Genomic DNA, 16,151 nt, shown 5'->3' on the forward strand with positions numbered 1-16,151 from the left:
CCAGAACACAAAACCCCATAGCCAAAGCGTGCCGACCGCGGGTTCCTGCATGAGGGGCTTTCGTACGCCTGCCGGCACCCGAAAACCTTCACCATTGTCGCCGTTCGGAGCGCCGCGTTCGGCGCCCGAAACCTGCCGTTCATTCACTTCCACCCGACGGCAAAGTCGGGGCCGTCTGCTGAAAAGGTCATCAGGGAAATCAACCGGCTCTTCAAGATTGAAAAGAACCCACCCACTGTTACCCGCGCCGAAGGTCGCCTCACGCGGCGCGGTGGCTTCTTGAAGAGTACGGCCTCGTCACCGACGACTATCACCGTACACAATGGGTGTGGTTCGCTGTGACCTTCACCGCAATCTGGCGCAATTTCTCCAGCGCTAAGTGGCGGATTGCTGGCGAAATCTCGAAGAAAAGTAGAACGGACGTTCGAGCGTGATGCCGCGAAAGTCTGGTCTGAGCCCAAAGTGACGAATGCTGCACGATGGGCGAATGTCGACTACCAACCTCACTACGCCAGCGTGCGCGTCATCTCACGGATCAGATCATTTGTCTCTGGTCTCGTCGTTTGGTGCCGATATCGAAGGGCCAAAACAGTTCTTGATATTTCAAGGCCATCGATGGGTTTCGACACCAGGCCCATGTCCGAAGGAATAGCGGTGGCTGGCAGGATCACCGCACCTGACCCTTGCCGAGCAAGTTCAACTAACCAATCCACGCGATTTGACCGATAGGCCGCGTAGAGTTCGTGACCATGATCCGCGCATGTCCCATGCAAAACATCCCGCATTTCGCAATTTAGGCGGTCAAGCATGTCAGTTTTAGCAAGAGTCGAAAGAGAGATCGCATTTAGTTCAGACAAAGGATGCGACTTTGACACAACGACCTTGTAGTCCTCTTCATAGAGATGATCTATACGATAGAGGTCTTCACTGACCTTCTCTGCGGTGACTACAACGTCAAATTCACCATCTCGCAACCCGGCAAGAAGCTCGGAGGTTGACGCAACGATCAATTCTATTTCGGCTTGCGGCAATCGCGTACGAGTACGCTCCATAGCTGCCGAAATCCTGTTGTGGCCAATCGTTTCTCCGACACCGACAGAGATTGGCACCCGCTCCAAGCGCATATGACGGACCGCCTCCGCCTTCGCCTGTCTCGTCTCATCATGAGCCTTTTGCAATCTTGGCTGCATGAGTTTTCCCAGCGTCGTCAGCCTGCATCCCGCACGGTCCCTGACAAACAGGTCACCTCCAAGCTCGTCTTCAAGTTTCTTGATCGCAGTCGTCAAGGAAGGCTGGGAGACATTGGAGGCGCTGGCTGCGTGGGTGAAGTTTCGGTGCTCGCAGACAGCGAGAAAATACCTGATCTGGTTCATTTCCATCGCCGCATTCTCCGTTACATCTTCAGCCACACCATCAAACCAACTTCAATAGTCAATGTCTATCAAAGAATAGAATTTCGGAATTGGGTTCGGGCGCATTCGGCATGGCACAAAAGTGCATCGAAACCAAACCTGAAGCACTTCAAATCAGGAGACGACCATGAAAAGGCAAATCCTTCAGACAGTCGCCGCACTGGCGCTGATTACAACTTCTGCAACTGCACAGGACAACCCAATGGAAAATCATACTGCCAGCTACATCGCCATGCCCGCCGCCGAAGGCCAGACCGGAGCCTTCGCGGAGTTTCTGGCTGGTGCCGCACCTATCGTGCGGGAAACAGAGCCGGGCACTGTACTTTGGTTTGCCCTGCAAGCCGACGATACGCTCGCAATCTTTGACATCTTCGCAGATGAAGAAGCACGCGACGCTCATTTCTCAGGAGCGGTTGCTGCGGCTTTGAACCAAAACGCCGACGCGCTGGTCGACGGAGGATGGGACGACGGTGTTGTCGCGAACATCAACAACTCCGATGTCCTGTCGGTAAAGGCGCCGGTTGATCTCTACACGGCAACGACCGCAACCTACATCAAGCTCGAAGCTGCTCCAGGTAAAGGCCCCGAATTGGCAGCCTTGCTGACCGCCGCCGGCCCCGTCGTCGCGGATACCGAACCCAAGACATTGTTCTGGGCGGGGCTGCAGATTGACGAGAACAACTTCGCCATCTTCGACATCTTTGCCGACAACTCTGGCCGCGAAGCGCACTTTGCCGGACAAGTCGCCGGACTCCTGAATGAAAAGGCTTCAGAATTGGTCTCAGGCGGATGGGACGACGGTGTGGTGGCAAACGTCCAGAATTTCGACATCCTCGCTGCCAAATAATCTCGAGGTGACTTGAGAAAGAAGTGCCCGGTGCAACCCATCGGGCGCTTTGCTGTTTGAATTTAGAGTCACGCCAAAGCGGCCGTGCCGGAACTGGCAGGCGAAGCTCGCACTCGCCTCCGGCTTGGAAAGGGCGGCTATCGGCGGGAACATGTCCGTGCCTTCGCCCAACACGTCGAGATCGCGGACGACGCGATCTACATCAAGGGCAGCAAAAACACCCTGTTGAGGACGCCGGTAGCCACCAAAGGAGGGAAGTCGGCGGGAATCGGCGTTCCCGGTTTTTACCAAAGTGGCGGGCCATGCGGGATAGCGATGAGAACTATATCTACTCCATAGCCCTCTATACCCCTCCTAAATAGGTGCAATGGAACGGCATAGCTAGCTGACGCTGCCCATGAGACTTTCGCTTGTTCGCAGTTCGCTCCTCATCGCGTCCCTTACCGCATTAAGACGAGCCTCAATCTGGTCATATCTCGATTTCCGGCACGCCTGCATCAGTCAGAAGCTGATAGAGCTCAGCCACATTGTTTCGCTCTCCGCGTTGTTGGCAGAAGGCGAAGATGGCGCGTTGTTTCGCCCGCGAGAGGGCGACGAAAAACGCTGCGACGCCTTCGGGGTCGCCGGGTGTGTGGGCCCACCAAGCCCGGTCATCGAGGCCAACGAAGATGATGGTGTCGTATTCAAGCCCCTTGCTCTTATGGACGGTCATCATCGGAATCTGATTGACCCCCTCGAACGCATCTAGGCAGGCCGTCCAGTTCGGGGCGCCATCGGCGGAAGCGAAGAAGTGGATGCAAAAAGCTTCGAGGATGATCTGAAGCAAGTCGCCAACGCCATATTCGGCATAGGTTCGGGCGATGGCCCCGAGATCAAGGTATTCGAAAACCCGTCTGACGAAATCAGCAGCGCTTTGCCGCGACGGGGCGGTGGCAGCCATGTCGGTGCGCAAGGCAGTGAGAAATGCGCTGAGTTCCGCCTCGACCTTGGCCGCGCGCGCGTCATCGTCTTGCCCGGTAGCGCGCAGCGCCAGGACAGAAGATGAGACCAGCTGCCATGCGGCCGGCGCGCGGCGTGTCGCGCCCAAGCGGAAGATCGCGATCGCGAGCTGGATTAAGTCATCGGAAAGCAAATCCTGAAGCGAGGTTTTGCCGAGGTTATGGCTCTCGTTACGGATCCGCAGACCGTGAGCGGCGAAGGCTCCAGCGAGTTCGTTCTCATAATCATCGGATTTCTGCTTCACTAGGAGCGCGTAGTCGCGCGGCGCACGGCCGCGGGTGGCCATGTCGTTGGCGATCCATTGCGCCAGGTGGATGGCTTCCGCCGCCTTGGTATGGCTGGACCAGACCTGAGCCACGTCGCCATCGACCTGGCGCGCGGTCTGAGCGACCGTTGGGACGGTGTTCGGATCCAGAGCGCGCGCGACAACGTGCTGGATAGCGACCAAGTCGGGCGAGGAACGGAAGTTGAAGAGGAGGGGGAAGCGGGTTCCCCCGAAATCAGCCTGCAGCCGCTGAAAGGCGTCCTGGCGCGCGCCAGCGAAGACCATTATCCGCTGCTTGTCGTCACCGACGCCGGTGATGACGGTGGGTCCCCCAAAGAACGCCGAAAGCAGGAAGTCGTATTGCGCGTAGGTCGTGTCCTGGAATTCATCCACGAAAACGAAGGGATAGGTGGCGACAAGCGCCCGACGGATGTGGGGATTGGCCCGGAGAAGCAACTCCACGAGCCGGTTGATGCCGACGAAGGTAAGTGCAGAGGGCTGGCCTTGCCGTAGTTGCGTTGCCCACCAACGGGCGATGGCGAACTCGGCGGCGTTCTGGGGCGCGATAGGTCCCATGGGCAGGCGATAGCTGCCGACGATCTTGGGTTCAAAGTCGCTCGCGCTGTAGCCGGCGATTTCCTCCTGCCATTCAGGCGGCGCACTGAGCCGGGCGAGCGTGAGGAAGCCCTCTATCGCCTTGCGCTTTGGGAAGGAGATTTCGTAGGGCCGGGTCGGGCGCCAGTCGACGGGGATGGCGTTGAGAAAGCGATCGACCAAGCTCTTTGTGAAGGCGTCGAAGGTGACCGACACGAACCGGTTGGCGAACTCTGGCGGACACCGCTGGCGGACGCGCGACGCGAGATTGTTGGCTGCATCTGTTTTGAACGAAATCGCCAGCACGCGGTGTGGCGCTCGGCAGAGGCCCGTCTCAAGCAAATAGTCGGCGCGTTGGGCCAGAAATTCGGTCTTGCCGGCGCCGGGGCCTGCGACCACGCACGCCGAGCCGGTGTGGCGCAGGGCATTCCACGCCGCGGGTTCGAGATCGTTAATGCCGCTCGGGCGCCAGTCCTCTGGCCGAATGAGGCGCATGGTTAGGCACCCGCGGGAGGCGGCGGGGTGAGACGAGCGACGATTGAGGTCAGGAGTGCGCGCAGTTCTTCGGGAGCAGCGGCAGCGAGGGCAGCCGGATCTTGTGCACTTAACACCCGAACGTGGGTGCTGGGCTTACCGCGCCCTAGGAATAGATACCGATACCAGCGCATCAAACCGTCGTGGTCGGCAGCGTAAAGGTGAGGCAGACCGTCGTCGCCGAGAACCGCCGTGCGCGGCTCCCCTGCAGGCGAGGGCCCCTGGCGGCCGGGTTCGACGATCTGATAGGCGAGCGGGAGAGCCTTCAGCATCGAGTAGTCGAGGTCGAGGGGCGTGCAGAAGAAGAGATTGAACTGGCGCAGCCAATTCATCCAGTTTGTGATATTCGCAGTGTCTTCGATCGGCAGAGCATCGAAAGCCGCCAGATTGGCGGCTGGCCCTTGGGGGTTAAGATGCTGTCCGAAGATGGCCTGTGGCGTGACGTTGTTTGCTAGCAGTTGCGTGCAGGCCGTTTTGATACGTCCCCACCCACCCCCGGAACGGCCCCAGTCGAGATCCAGCAAGGTGGCGTAGGGGATGTCGAGATCGGTCAGCAGTCGCCAGAGGTGGTTCACATGCCGACCGCCCAGCGGAACTACCGCGACAAAGGATCGATCGATGTCGAGCCCCATCGCCTCGGCGAGACGGGGAAGAACGACCTCCTCGGACGCGCCTTCTCCTAGCACGACGAAGCGCGCGAAATAGAGTTCGGGATAGGTCCGCACGGCCTCGCGAATGAATTTCGATGCCTCTTCCTCGCCGACGGGGAGGTTGATCGGGCGGATGCGGGCCGTTCGATCGTGCGGATCAAGCCGGAAGTGCCGGACCTGCGTCGGATCCACCCGGGCGAGGATGCTTGGAGAATGGCTGGAGACAACGGCCTGCGCCTGCGGCGATTTCGTCAGGTCCTGTATCTGCCGGACGATGCGGGAGAGATAGAAGGGGGCGAGATTGTTCTCGGGCTCTTCGATCGCAATGAGTGTGAGCGCCGGTAACGGTACGCCGCCAGCCTGGAAGCCGGCCCCAGCAGGATCGGCGACGATCCCGGCTTCAACGTCCAGTGTCGCCGCAGTCATCGCCAAATGAAAGAGCGACCTCTGGCCGTCGCTCAGGTCATCGAGGGCTCGCTCCCGGCCGATCTCGTCGGGGCGGAAGACCACCTCGACCTTCCGGATGAAATGCTCAAAACGCACATCGAGCGGGCGAAACACCGGCGTCGTGTCGGTCCCGGCTGTGTAAACTTCCTGCCACCGCCGCGTCACCGCTGCGGCAATCACGTCGACGGCCGGCTCACCCGCGAAAGCGCCGTTCAAAGCGGCCCCGGCGTTTGTGAACGTGTCGCGGACTCCCTGCGACCAGTTGATGGCGCGCCACAACCTGCCGCGCAGAAAGGCCGTCACCTGGGAGGCACCGTCCCGCGTCGCCGGCACGTAGATCATTTGGATCCGCGCTCGGTCGGCGGCCTTCAACTCGGTGCAATCAGCGTCGGTGAACGCCCCGAAGGTCCGGACCGCCCAATATTTCTGTTCAATCGCACCATCGAGCGAACCGTCATCGGTCCAGGTCGCTTCGAGACGCAGGCGGCATTTCAGCTTGCCCGCCTCTTCAGCGGCCATCTGATGAAAGAATTCCGGAATTGCCGCGCCGCCGGCGCCGTCTGCGTCTAATTCCGGAAAGGCAATGATTGCCTCCAGGACGAAGTTTCGCTGGAGTGGCGCAACAAGCTCAGTGGAAGGGACGTGAAAATCCTGACGCCGCAGTCGTCGCTGATCGCCCGTCACGCCGAAGAGGCGCTGCAGGGCCTGCATTAGGGCGGTCTTGCCCGCGCCATTGACGCCGACAAAGGTGGTGAGGCCGGAGGTTAGATCGACGCTGGCGGCAACTGGTCCGAAGCATCGAAAATTCGTCAGACTGAGCCGCTCAATAAACATGTTTCCACCTCCCCTTATCGGCGGCTCATCGCGTCAAGTTTCCCTTGATCAACAGCCGCCCCCTTCATGATCTCGTCACCCATACTTCATGGATCAGTATAAATCGCGCTCGAGACAAAACTTCTGACAGAATCGCGATCGATTGGCGACAGCCAAGACTACGACTTAGGATTGGGCGGTCAGCCCGAGCAATGCGTGGTGGATCGCGATGGCTGGTCGCTCAACCGTTCTGGCATGTTCGGATCGCCAGAATGCCGGATGTTCGACGACTGGAGAAAGCACGATCTGTTCGTCGGTCCGCTTCACGCGCCCCAAATACGCGTTTACGCCCGCCGCTGCCGACTGCGCATCGCCGCCGAGCAGATACCCCGCCATGAAGCCGGAGGCATGGTTTTCGGAGTATTTGCCCGAACGGAACCGGTCGACGCCTTCGACCACATACTCGCGGCAGAGGTAGGTGTCGCTTCCATCCAAGCGCTTGCACTCGATGATCGCGTGAGGATCGTGCTCAGCGTGGCGCAGGAAAACTTCCACGACATACAAGGGAATGTCTGTTCGACCGTCGGGTGTCACGACATCGGGGGTAGAGCGAGACTCCATGCCGAGCGCCACGATGAAGGACTTGCCCCACGCCAGCGTTCCGGACGTCAGAGCCTGGCGCATGCCGTCTCGCAGCCGCTCGGTCATGACGACCTCGCCCTCTAAGGCCGTCTCCCCATCTATGGCCGCCAAAGCCCAGCCCTCCCGCACCGTCACCAGGATCGCGGCGACCACCTCATCGGCTAGGGCGATATATTCGCGCCCGACCGCGCCTTGGGACTCGTGGGGGATCCTCAATGTCGGCGGCCCGCAAAACTCTCGGCGATCACCGCGTCTGCGTCCTCAAGCGCCACGCTCTCCAGCCAGTGGCGACAAGCCGCCGGCTTGATGATCACTACCTCATTGCGGCCATGGACCCGCAGTTCGCGCTGACCGGTGAGTGCGCTGGCGAGAGGCACCTTCATTCGGTCCTCAATCCGTCCGAAGACCACCGCGAGACTTCCGTCGGGCGAGACGATTTCGACCTCCGGGGCCTTGGCACCGTCCTCTAGGACGAACCGGACAATCCGCATCGCATCCGTGCCACGCAGGTCGAACACTTCCGCTCGTACGCTTCGTTGGCGACGTGCCGAAAGCCATCGATCCAGCACGGCCGAGAAGGTCTGTGCATAGGCCGCGACACCCTCGCGCGGATCAGCCGGAGTCATGGAGTCGGAAAGCCCCGCGTTCCATTGCCATCCGGCTTTGAGGAGCCCGTCTCGCACCACTATCCGGTCGTCGGCGTCGAGGTCGTAGAGGTCGAAGACAGCCTCGTCGAGCGCGATCCAATCTTCTGCATTCGGAGCCCGAGTTCGGAATTGCTGCTCAAGCGCATAGATCTTTCGACCGGCATCTGAACCAGCGATCAGGTTGAGATCCGGCGTGGGCAGCAGCGCCACGTCCTGTCGGAAGAGACGACGTTTGTAGAGGCCGAACTCTCCGGCGGTCATGAGGAAGAACCAAGCCGCCAAGGCTGAGCCCAAGACTCCTGCGAGGATATGGGCTGCTTCGCGATGGGACGCGGGGAACGGTGCGCCAAAGAAGGCTTCGGCGAAGACGAGGTCGCGATCGGAGACCGCGGTCAACGGCCTCGGCTCCCCGGGCAGAAATTCCTTCACCAGCAGCAGGGGCGCTTTGTAGAGCGCCCGGTCACGCGGCCACTGCGCGGCTGTTAGTCCGAACGAGGGCAGGTCGTCGGGCACGGCAAAGGGTTGCAGGTCATCCTTTTGCAGATAGTCGAGCGAGGTCAGGTAAGCCGCGTTGCGGTTCCGGTTCTCGGCTTTGCCAAGAATGAGGCCATCGCCCAGCACAGTTTCCAGATCACGAAGTCGCTCGCCAAGCGGCTGATGCCTGTCGGTGAGATCGTCAACGAGGCGCAGGTCCCGGCGCCGGCCGAAAGCCGCCGTCTTGAGGCGGGTCGGCCGTGCTTCCCAGTCGTCCAGCGAAAGACGGACGATATCGCTGGGTGCGATTTCGAAGGTGTGGGAGCGCGGCCCCGCGGGCGACCACGGGACCTGGACGATGGTCAAGGTCTCGGTTGGCTGGGGCCGATGCCGGGCGAACAGGACCATGGCCGGCATCGCTGCGCCCTCGAACAGCCAGGATCGCAGGTTCGAGAGATTGACGAGCGTCACCGGGCCCAAAGCTCGGACCACGTGGCGTGCCGCCGATGCGCCTGTTTTACTGGCGCTGAAGAATGGGGTGGCGCTCAGGACCATGCCGAACCGCGTTTGCGGGTTCGCGAATTCGGCAGCCCGCATCAGGAAGTCTAGGCCCACGCCCCGTGGCTGGGCGGGAAGGGTCTGTCCGCCCTTGCGGCGATCGGCCGTGCCGGCTTTACCCTTGAAGCTCCAGGGCGGGTTGCCGACGATGACGTCGAACGACTTTAGGTCGTCATCTTCGATGAGATGTTCGGTCCCGGCGTCTGTCTGCTCGATGGTTCGGGCGTCGCCAACGAATAGCGTTCGGCCGATTAGAGGCTCGAACGTCAGGCCTTCCGGAGGCTGGGGATCGGGGTCGAGTTCAAGCGCCGCCAGATAGAGGCTGAAAGCCGCGACCCGGATCGCAGCTTCGCTGATATCGACGCCGTAGACCTGGGTATAGAGCGCCTTGCGGATGCCCTTCCTCGTCAGCGGCGTTTTCAAGCTCTGCAGGTGGACTAACCGCCGAAACGCCTCGACAAGGAAGACGCCCGATCCGCACGTCAGGTCGAGCACGGTCTGTTCGCCGTCGAGGCCGTCCATGACCTCGTCAAGGATCAAGGCGACCACAGGCAGGCGGGTATAATAGACTCCTGCGCGGGTGGCCTCCGTGGACCGGGCACGTCCGGCGATGGGCGCTGCGCCGGAGTGTGCGAACTGTTCGTAGATCGAGCTGATCAGCTCTACCGGGATGACGTCGAACTGATACGGAAAGAAGGTGGTCTGCCCGCTGACCGGATCGACGGCGTCCAGAAAGTTCGCGACCCGGGAAAGATGCTCTGGCGCGGGCGGGGCCGCCGAAGACGGCGGGAACATGTCGCCGTTGAAGGTCTTGGAAAGCCACTGGAACAGCTGGCTGGTTGCCTGCCGGTCGCGCAGCGCGGCTGACAGACGTGTCGTTCCGCAAAGACTGTTCATCCGTTCTGCGGTGATGATGTCGCGATCAAGCAGATACTGAGTGAAGATCGCCCGGCCGATCAGCGCCTGGGCCTCGTCCCGGACGAGGTTCGCCGAGACCAGGTCTCTTTCGAGCACGGCAAGGTCTGACAGTAGTTGTTGATCGACTGCGGTCTTGCGATCCACCTGCTTCGTTTTGGTCCAGAACTGCCCGGTCTCCATGGCGAAGCGGCCAGCAAGCGCGTCGAGTTCCTCCAGTCCGGATGCGATCGTAAGGAAGGTTGCGAGACGGTTCTGGGCCGGATCGGCCTCCGGCCGGGGGCGACCGAAGCCGTTATAGAGATCGATGCGATCCGGCGACACGATCCAGAGTAGGGGCGCGAAACCCTCATTCCAGATCTCCTGACGCCAAGCGGCCAAATCCGCGTCGGCCGGCGGGCTCGAAATGAACTTGAAATAGACCGTCAGAGAGGACTGACCGCGCCACAGAGCGTCGGGCGTGAAGGATCGGCCTCGCCGGCCCAGGCGAGCTTCCTCGCCCAGCAGCACGCCCGGCGCAGCTTCGCCGTCGGCCATGTAACCGGTCGCTGACAGGATTTGACGAAGCGCCGCGTTAGTCATCGGCCCGCCTTCACCATCTTGGGCGCGAAGGGCAGAGCAGCTTGCACCGCGGCGGGCGCAAGCGGCATCACTCTCTGGCTCAAATCGTGGATGAGCTGGTCGCAGGGGACGACGAAAGTCGGATCTTTAAGCGGCTTGGTGCCAAGGTCTGAGCCGGCCACCAATCGCGCCGTCTGGGCGTCAATCAAAGCGATCGAGCCCTCAAGATCAGAGGGACGAGTCTCTGACAGGGCGCGAAAAAGCGCGTCCATACTGTCACCGATATCACTGATGCGAACGTGGAAGTCGCCCGTGATCCGCCGCGTGATCGCCAGTCCGAGAATGTCTGCGAAGGTAAAACGAGCCGCTTTGCCCGGCTTGGCGGCTAGGTAGCTCACTGCCTTGCGCCATGCACGCACTTCACCCGGCGACACGCCAGCGAGATCGCGCGCTTGCTCTTGGGTGAATTGAATCGTTTGTAGCGACATGGTTCCTTGTTGCAGACAACAAGAAAATCTGCAACACCTCACATTGTTAAGAGCGTTGTATCTCGACCATGTTGCCCGGACCCTGTCTTGATCATCGGCGGGGTGAGGAGTTCGTTGTGACTTGCGCTTTCGGCCTTGGCAGCCGACTTCGCCAAATGCACTACGAGTGCCAACTGTCCATTACGGCCTTCGCCAATCTCTTAATGTCCGCCGCTAGCGCCAAACTGTCATCACTCGTGGTGGAGACGTCAGGCGCTAGGCGCAATTTCCGGCCTACAATCGGCGGCTATTTTCGGTGTTACCTATGCTATCAGGTCGGGTAGGTGAGAACCTTCATTTTATAGTGCTGTGGAGGGCTATAGGCGGAACGGGTGGCGCAATAACCGAAAATATTGTGCGGTGATTGGCGGTTATAGGCGGCAATATCGCACAATCGGCGGTGAAGTGGCGGAGGGGATGGGTCTGCCGTCGAACCTTCTCTTGTGGCGAGCTGCCTCTCCACGCGGATGACGATGCACGGAGGTATGCTTGCACGCGCGCCACCGGCCTCTGGCGGAATACCTTTGCAGGCCGGGCTGACTTGACTGGGATTCCTTCTCAGAAACTCCCCAGCAACGTTCCCAGGGTGATCAGCACGATCAGCGCGATGATCGGCACAACCACGGCGACGACGGCAATGTCAAAATAGGCCTCGCGGTGCGTCAGGCCGCAGATTGCCAGCAGCGTGATGACGGCACCGTTATGGGGCAATGCGTCGAGCCCGCCGGTGGCCACCGCAGTCACCCGGTGCATCAGGTCGGGCGAGATGCCTGCGGCCTGGGCCGTCTCCAGATAGACGGCGCCGAGCGTGGTGAGCGCAATGCTCATGCCACCGGAGGCCGAGCCGGTCATACCGGCGAGAAGACTGACCGAGACCGCAACCGAGATCAGGGGATTGTCGCCGCCGATGTCGACCACCGAATCGCGGATCAGGGCGAAGGCCGACAGCGAGGCGATGACGGACCCGAATCCGACAAGGCTCGCGGTGTTGAAAATCGGCAGCAGCGAGGCGTGGGCGCCGGCGTCGAGGGTGGTGTTCAGCCTAGGCAGGCGCGACCGGTTCACGGCAATCATCACTAGGATCGAGATGACCAGAGCAACGATGATGGACCAGATGCCGCGCACCGAATCGATTGTCGTCGCGCCATATTCTGAAGCAGCAAGGTAGTCAGTGTTCATGGCCGGGATGACGAGGGTGGTGAAGGCGAGATTGACGGCAATTACTGTGGCAAGCGGCATTGCCGCCAGCATCAGGGACGGCAGCTCGGCCGGACGCGCTTCGGCGGAGATTTCGGCAATGTCGAAGCCTTCGGCCGCGGCGCGGTCGCGCAAGGCCGTGGCGGCGAGCGGTGCTGTGTCCGGGTGATCGCCATAGCCTTCGGAGGTGGCCCGCGCCCGTCGCTCCAGCCACAGTTGGCCAAGCGCAAACATGATCAGGGCGGTCAGGATGCCGAGCCCCGGCGCGGCAAACGGCGAAGTGCCAAAATAAGGCATCGGGATGGCGTTCTGGATCGCCGGCGTACCGGGCAGCGCGGTCATGGTGAAGGTGAAGGCGCCAAGAGCGATGGTGCCCGGTATCAAGCGCTTGGGGAGGTCGGCGCGACGGAACACTGCAGCAGCGATCGGAAACACCGCGAACGCGACGACGAACAGCGATACCCCGCCATAGGTCATCGCCGCGCAGGACAGCACCACGGCAAGGATCGCACGTTCGCTGCCAAGCTTGCGGATCGTGGCATTGGCCAGAACCTCAGCACTGCCGGAGTCCTCCATCAGCTTGCCAAAGATGGCGCCGAGCAGGAAGACCGGAAAGTACTGGACGATGAAGTCGCCCGCCGCCACCATGAAAATCTGGGTGTAGCTGGCAAGCAGGGGCCGTTCGAGCGAGGCGAGCACGGCGAGCATGGCAAGGCCCGGCGCCAGGATCAGCAGGGTTACGCCGCGATAGGCGAGATAAATGAGCCCACCGAGCGCGGCGACGACAACCAAGATGCCATACATTGGCGACTACTCCGCTGACCGGTTGGTGCTCGACCGCTCGGGCGCCCTAACCAGACGAAGCGAGTCGGCGAACAACGCGTCGAGATCGAAGGTGGAGCGTACACCGATCCCGTCATAATTCGCCTTTAGCCACTGGTGCGCCCAAGCCCGGCCGCGCTCGTGCAGGTGGGTGAGGAATGTCCATTCGGCGTTGAGCTTGCTCGAGGAGTCCAGATCCTGTAATTCTTCAGCGGCATGGATCAAATGAACCCGCATGTCGCGGTATCGCTCCGTCTCAATTCCCTCCGCATCGATAAGCTGGTGCAGCAGCTGGATCGCCCGCAGATCCTTGATGAGGCTGGAATTGAAGCTGATCTCATTCACTCGGTTGAGAATATCCCGCCCCGTTCGCGGCAGTTCGCGGCGGGTCATCGGATTGATCTGGACGATGACCATGTCGCGACAGTCGGTCTGGTCGACGAGGGGGTGAAGCGCCGGATTGCCGATGTAGCCGCCGTCCCAATAGGCCTCGCCGTCGATCTCGACCGCCTGGTACACCGATGGCAGACAGGCCGAGGCCATGATCGTTTCCACCGACAGATGCGGCTGGGTAAAGACGCGCGCCTGGCCGGTCCGAACGTTGGTGGCGGTGACGAAGATCTTCGGAATCGCGCAGGAATTGACCCGATCGAAGTCGACCGTGCTGGCAACAAGGTCGCGCAACGGGTTGATATTCAGCGGATTGAGCTCATAGGGCGAGAACAACCGCGTCATATTGTCCAAGTACAGATAGCCGGGCGACCTGTCGAGGTTGAAGTTGCTGGTGAGCCTGTTCCACCAGTTGCGCTGCACCGGCGAAAAGCGCGCCGCATCGCTCACCGCCCGCCAGAAGGCGGCGAGCGCATCGCGCGCTCCGTCCCGGCCGCCCTGGTGGAACCCTTGCGCCAGCACCACGGCATTCATCGCCCCAGCGCTGGTCCCGCTGATGCCTGCGATCTCCAGCCGTTCGTCTTCGAGGATGCGGTCGAGCACACCCCAAGTCAGCGCCCCGTGGGATCCGCCGCCCTGAAGCGCCAGATCGATCGTCTTTGTGGGCTGTTGCTGGGCCATATCGCTCTCCACACATAGCACTTTCCCTGTCAACGCCGCGGCACGAAGCTCACTCCGTGATCATGCTGCTGATGGCGGCTGCAAACCACCACCCTGCCCAGACGGCGGCGGCGGTCAGCAGCAGGCCGCCGGCGACAGTCCAGCCGAACGGCGTCGCCCCTCCGCGAAGGGCCAGGACGATCCGCACACCGGCATTCACACTGATCGCTGCTGCCAGCGGCACGACCGCCTCGGATGCCGGCAACTGCCCGGCCAAAACCAGCGAGGCCAGCGCAACAGCGGCGGAACTGGTGCTGACGAGGCCCGCGAGTGCGGCTGACCACAGGACCGCCTCGCTCCCGAATTGATCATTCAGCAACGCGGAGACGACGATGACCGTGGCGACGGTCAGGGCAAAGCTGATGGCCGCCCGGATGCTGAAGATGCGGCTGGGAAGGTCGAGACCCTCACGCTCTCTTGGCCCGTCGCGCGATCCGAAACGCGCAAGCGCCGTCCCGTAGAGCAGCGCCACCGCGGTCGGGACGATCAGGATCGGCGCTGACAGAGCAAACATCGAAGGGCTGAGGAAGAGCAGCACGATCCCTGTCTGCACGAGCGAGGAGACCGACGAGAACGTGACACCCGCAGCGGCCGGATAGGTGTCGACCGGCCGATCCTGCACTTTCTTCGCCATTGCCACCACGGTCGCGGTGCTCGAGACGAACCCGGACAGGAAACCGCTCAGTGGCAACCCCAGCCTTGCGCCAAACACCCGGGTGGAGATGTGGCTGACAGCGCCGATCGCCATCACCAGGATGACGATCACGAACAGGTTCTGCGGGTTGATTGCCCCGCCCGGCCCCAGGCCTTCGTTCGGCAGGATCGGCAGGATCAAGAGCGTCGAGACACCGAGGATCAGACCGTCGCGGACCTCGAAATCGTTGAGCACCGAGCGGCTGAACTCGCGCAGAACCGTGCGGGCCGCCAACAGCGCCGCCACGAGGACTCCCGAAGCCGCCGCGAGGAAGGTGTGCTCGATCGACAATGCACCCAGCATGACCACGATCAGCAGCGCAAGGCTGGTGGTCAGACCCGCCTGCCGATCCGGCAGAGACAGATGCGTCACCATGCGCAGGCCGCCGATGACGGCGATGGCGACGGCCAGCATCGGCCACCCTCCGGCAATCTGACTCAGCGCGCCGGTCAGCGAGGCGAGCGCGAAGGTGCGCACGCCTGCCGGGGCGGGGCCTCCGGGCTCTCCTGCATTGCGCTCGCGCTCGATCCCGATCAGTAGGCCGATGCCCAGGGCTTCGAGCAGCAATAAGGCCTGAGAGGTTTCCAAGTTAATTTCACCATTTGTTGCCGCATCCAGCAAAACGACTGGTCGCGCGGTAGGCGGTTCATACTGCTGCCGCAGCAACGGCCCCACCTTGAACCTTGGGCAATGCCGTTTGGCAACGGACTTCTGTCCATGAGAGGAGAATTCTTACCGCGCGCGAACGGTCGTGGCCCATCTGAGTGCCGAGCAGTCGGCGTTCATGCAAGCCATCACCGCATGCGCTCGGCGAACGCCAGGGCCGGAGCAGGGCCGTCGACAATACAATGGGCAAAGTGAGCGTCGAGGGTGGCATCGTGGCCCGCGAGCTCAAGCCCGGTCTGCCGAACGACAAGCAGCACGAGCTCGCGGCCGAGCGGAAGCCAGGGGTGCGGCCCGAAACTGCCCTCGCTCGCGATCGCCACGCGCGCATTCGGGCCATGCTCGAAGGCCGCGGCGATCTTGCCGAGCGCGGCGTCAAGCTGCGTCCCGGTCCGCTCGATCTCACGGGTGAAGGTCCCGAACCGGTCGGTGTCAAAGCTCGTTAGCACAATGCAGTCGAGGCCCAGCGCCTCGGTGAGCAACGGGGAAATTGCGCGTTCCTCGCCGCGCATGGTGGCGATCACCGCCCGCCCGCCGGGCGGATCGGCGGGTCCGTGGGACGGAGTCCGCGCGAGTCGGAGGGACGAATAGGCATCGTCTGCATCAACCCGTGAATAAAACGAAACTGCGCACGGTGCCTGACTGATTTATTGACCTAAATCTGGAGTACCGTTTTAAAATGTACGCTTTCGGGTCGCGATCAGCAAGCGTTTCCGCTGGCGACTGGCAGTCGCCCGTTGCGCGATTTTTTCTTGGAAACGTGCTGCTAATGCTTCTTTC

11 protein-coding genes are annotated in these 16,151 nt (G+C 61.6%); 1 reads left to right on the forward strand and 10 read right to left on the reverse strand.

Going from position 1 to position 16,151, the window contains the following annotated elements; translation table 11 throughout:
• Positions 1-506: 506 nt before the first annotated feature.
• On the reverse strand, positions 507-1,379 hold the full coding sequence (locus ABID37_RS20690) for a LysR family transcriptional regulator (RefSeq protein WP_354198239.1): 873 nt from the start codon (positions 1,377-1,379) through the stop codon (positions 507-509).
• Between the two features lie 160 nt (positions 1,380-1,539).
• On the opposite strand from ABID37_RS20690, the gene ABID37_RS20695 reads away from it, so the two are divergent.
• A complete protein-coding gene (locus tag ABID37_RS20695) occupies positions 1,540-2,259 on the forward strand; it encodes a putative quinol monooxygenase (protein ID WP_354198241.1) in 720 nt (239 codons plus the stop codon).
• 469 nt (positions 2,260-2,728) lie between these two features.
• Here ABID37_RS20695 and ABID37_RS20700 read toward each other — a convergent pair whose 3' ends face one another.
• The 9 genes from ABID37_RS20700 to ABID37_RS20740 form a co-directional block, all read right to left on the reverse strand.
• Positions 2,729-4,612 (reverse strand): UvrD-helicase domain-containing protein, encoded by a 1,884-nt coding sequence (locus ABID37_RS20700; RefSeq protein ID WP_354198243.1) that lies wholly within the window; start codon positions 4,610-4,612, stop codon positions 2,729-2,731.
• 2 nt (positions 4,613-4,614) lie between these two features.
• Positions 4,615-6,582, reverse strand: a complete 1,968-nt coding sequence (locus ABID37_RS20705; protein ID WP_354198245.1) for an AAA family ATPase — start codon at positions 6,580-6,582, stop codon at positions 4,615-4,617.
• Between the two features lie 165 nt (positions 6,583-6,747).
• Positions 6,748-7,419, reverse strand: coding sequence for a hypothetical protein (locus ABID37_RS20710; RefSeq protein WP_354198246.1), 672 nt, complete (start codon positions 7,417-7,419; stop codon positions 6,748-6,750).
• Positions 7,416-10,379 carry an HsdM family class I SAM-dependent methyltransferase gene (locus tag ABID37_RS20715; RefSeq protein WP_354198248.1) on the reverse strand — a complete coding sequence of 988 codons (2,964 nt, stop codon included), beginning with the start codon at positions 10,377-10,379 and terminating at the stop codon, positions 7,416-7,418. Before ABID37_RS20715 ends, ABID37_RS20710 begins: the two co-directional genes overlap by 4 nt.
• A complete protein-coding gene (locus ABID37_RS20720; protein WP_354198250.1) occupies positions 10,376-10,846 on the reverse strand; it encodes a hypothetical protein in 471 nt (156 codons plus the stop codon). Before ABID37_RS20720 ends, ABID37_RS20715 begins: the two co-directional genes overlap by 4 nt.
• Positions 10,847-11,443: 597 nt before the next feature.
• The gene (locus ABID37_RS20725) at positions 11,444-12,886 is read right to left on the reverse strand and encodes a GntP family permease (protein ID WP_148912982.1); all 1,443 of its coding nucleotides are present in this window, start codon (positions 12,884-12,886) and stop codon (positions 11,444-11,446) included.
• Positions 12,887-12,892: 6 nt separating this feature from the next.
• On the reverse strand, positions 12,893-13,975 hold the full coding sequence (locus ABID37_RS20730; RefSeq protein WP_148912981.1) for a patatin-like phospholipase family protein: 1,083 nt from the start codon (positions 13,973-13,975) through the stop codon (positions 12,893-12,895).
• Between the two features lie 49 nt (positions 13,976-14,024).
• Positions 14,025-15,374 carry an MgtC/SapB family protein gene (locus ABID37_RS20735; RefSeq protein WP_161601073.1) on the reverse strand — a complete coding sequence of 450 codons (1,350 nt, stop codon included), beginning with the start codon at positions 15,372-15,374 and terminating at the stop codon, positions 14,025-14,027.
• Between the two features lie 128 nt (positions 15,375-15,502).
• On the reverse strand, positions 15,503-15,895 hold the full coding sequence (locus tag ABID37_RS20740) for a DUF6671 family protein (RefSeq protein WP_148912979.1): 393 nt from the start codon (positions 15,893-15,895) through the stop codon (positions 15,503-15,505).
• Positions 15,896-16,151 lie beyond the last annotated feature (256 nt).

Source organism: Aquamicrobium terrae (genome assembly GCF_040545735.1).
Taxonomy (GTDB): Bacteria; Pseudomonadota; Alphaproteobacteria; order Rhizobiales; family Rhizobiaceae; genus Mesorhizobium; species Mesorhizobium terrae_A.

Bases quoted from the DNA above. Each gene is read 5' to 3' on its own strand.
- ABID37_RS20690 (WP_354198239.1), bottom strand. From the start codon at position 1,379: ATGGAAATGAACCAGATCAGGTATTTTCTCGCTGTCTGCGAGCACCGA.
- ABID37_RS20700 (WP_354198243.1), bottom strand. From the start codon at position 4,612: ATGCGCCTCATTCGGCCAGAGGACTGGCGCCCGAGCGGCATTAACGAT.
- ABID37_RS20730 (WP_148912981.1), bottom strand. From the start codon at position 13,975: ATGGCCCAGCAACAGCCCACAAAGACGATCGATCTGGCGCTTCAGGGC.
- ABID37_RS20725 (WP_148912982.1), bottom strand. From the start codon at position 12,886: ATGTATGGCATCTTGGTTGTCGTCGCCGCGCTCGGTGGGCTCATTTAT.
- ABID37_RS20705 (WP_354198245.1), bottom strand. From the start codon at position 6,582: ATGTTTATTGAGCGGCTCAGTCTGACGAATTTTCGATGCTTCGGACCA.
- ABID37_RS20715 (WP_354198248.1), bottom strand. From the start codon at position 10,379: ATGACTAACGCGGCGCTTCGTCAAATCCTGTCAGCGACCGGTTACATG.
- ABID37_RS20695 (WP_354198241.1), top strand. From the start codon at position 1,540: ATGAAAAGGCAAATCCTTCAGACAGTCGCCGCACTGGCGCTGATTACA.
- ABID37_RS20720 (WP_354198250.1), bottom strand. From the start codon at position 10,846: ATGTCGCTACAAACGATTCAATTCACCCAAGAGCAAGCGCGCGATCTC.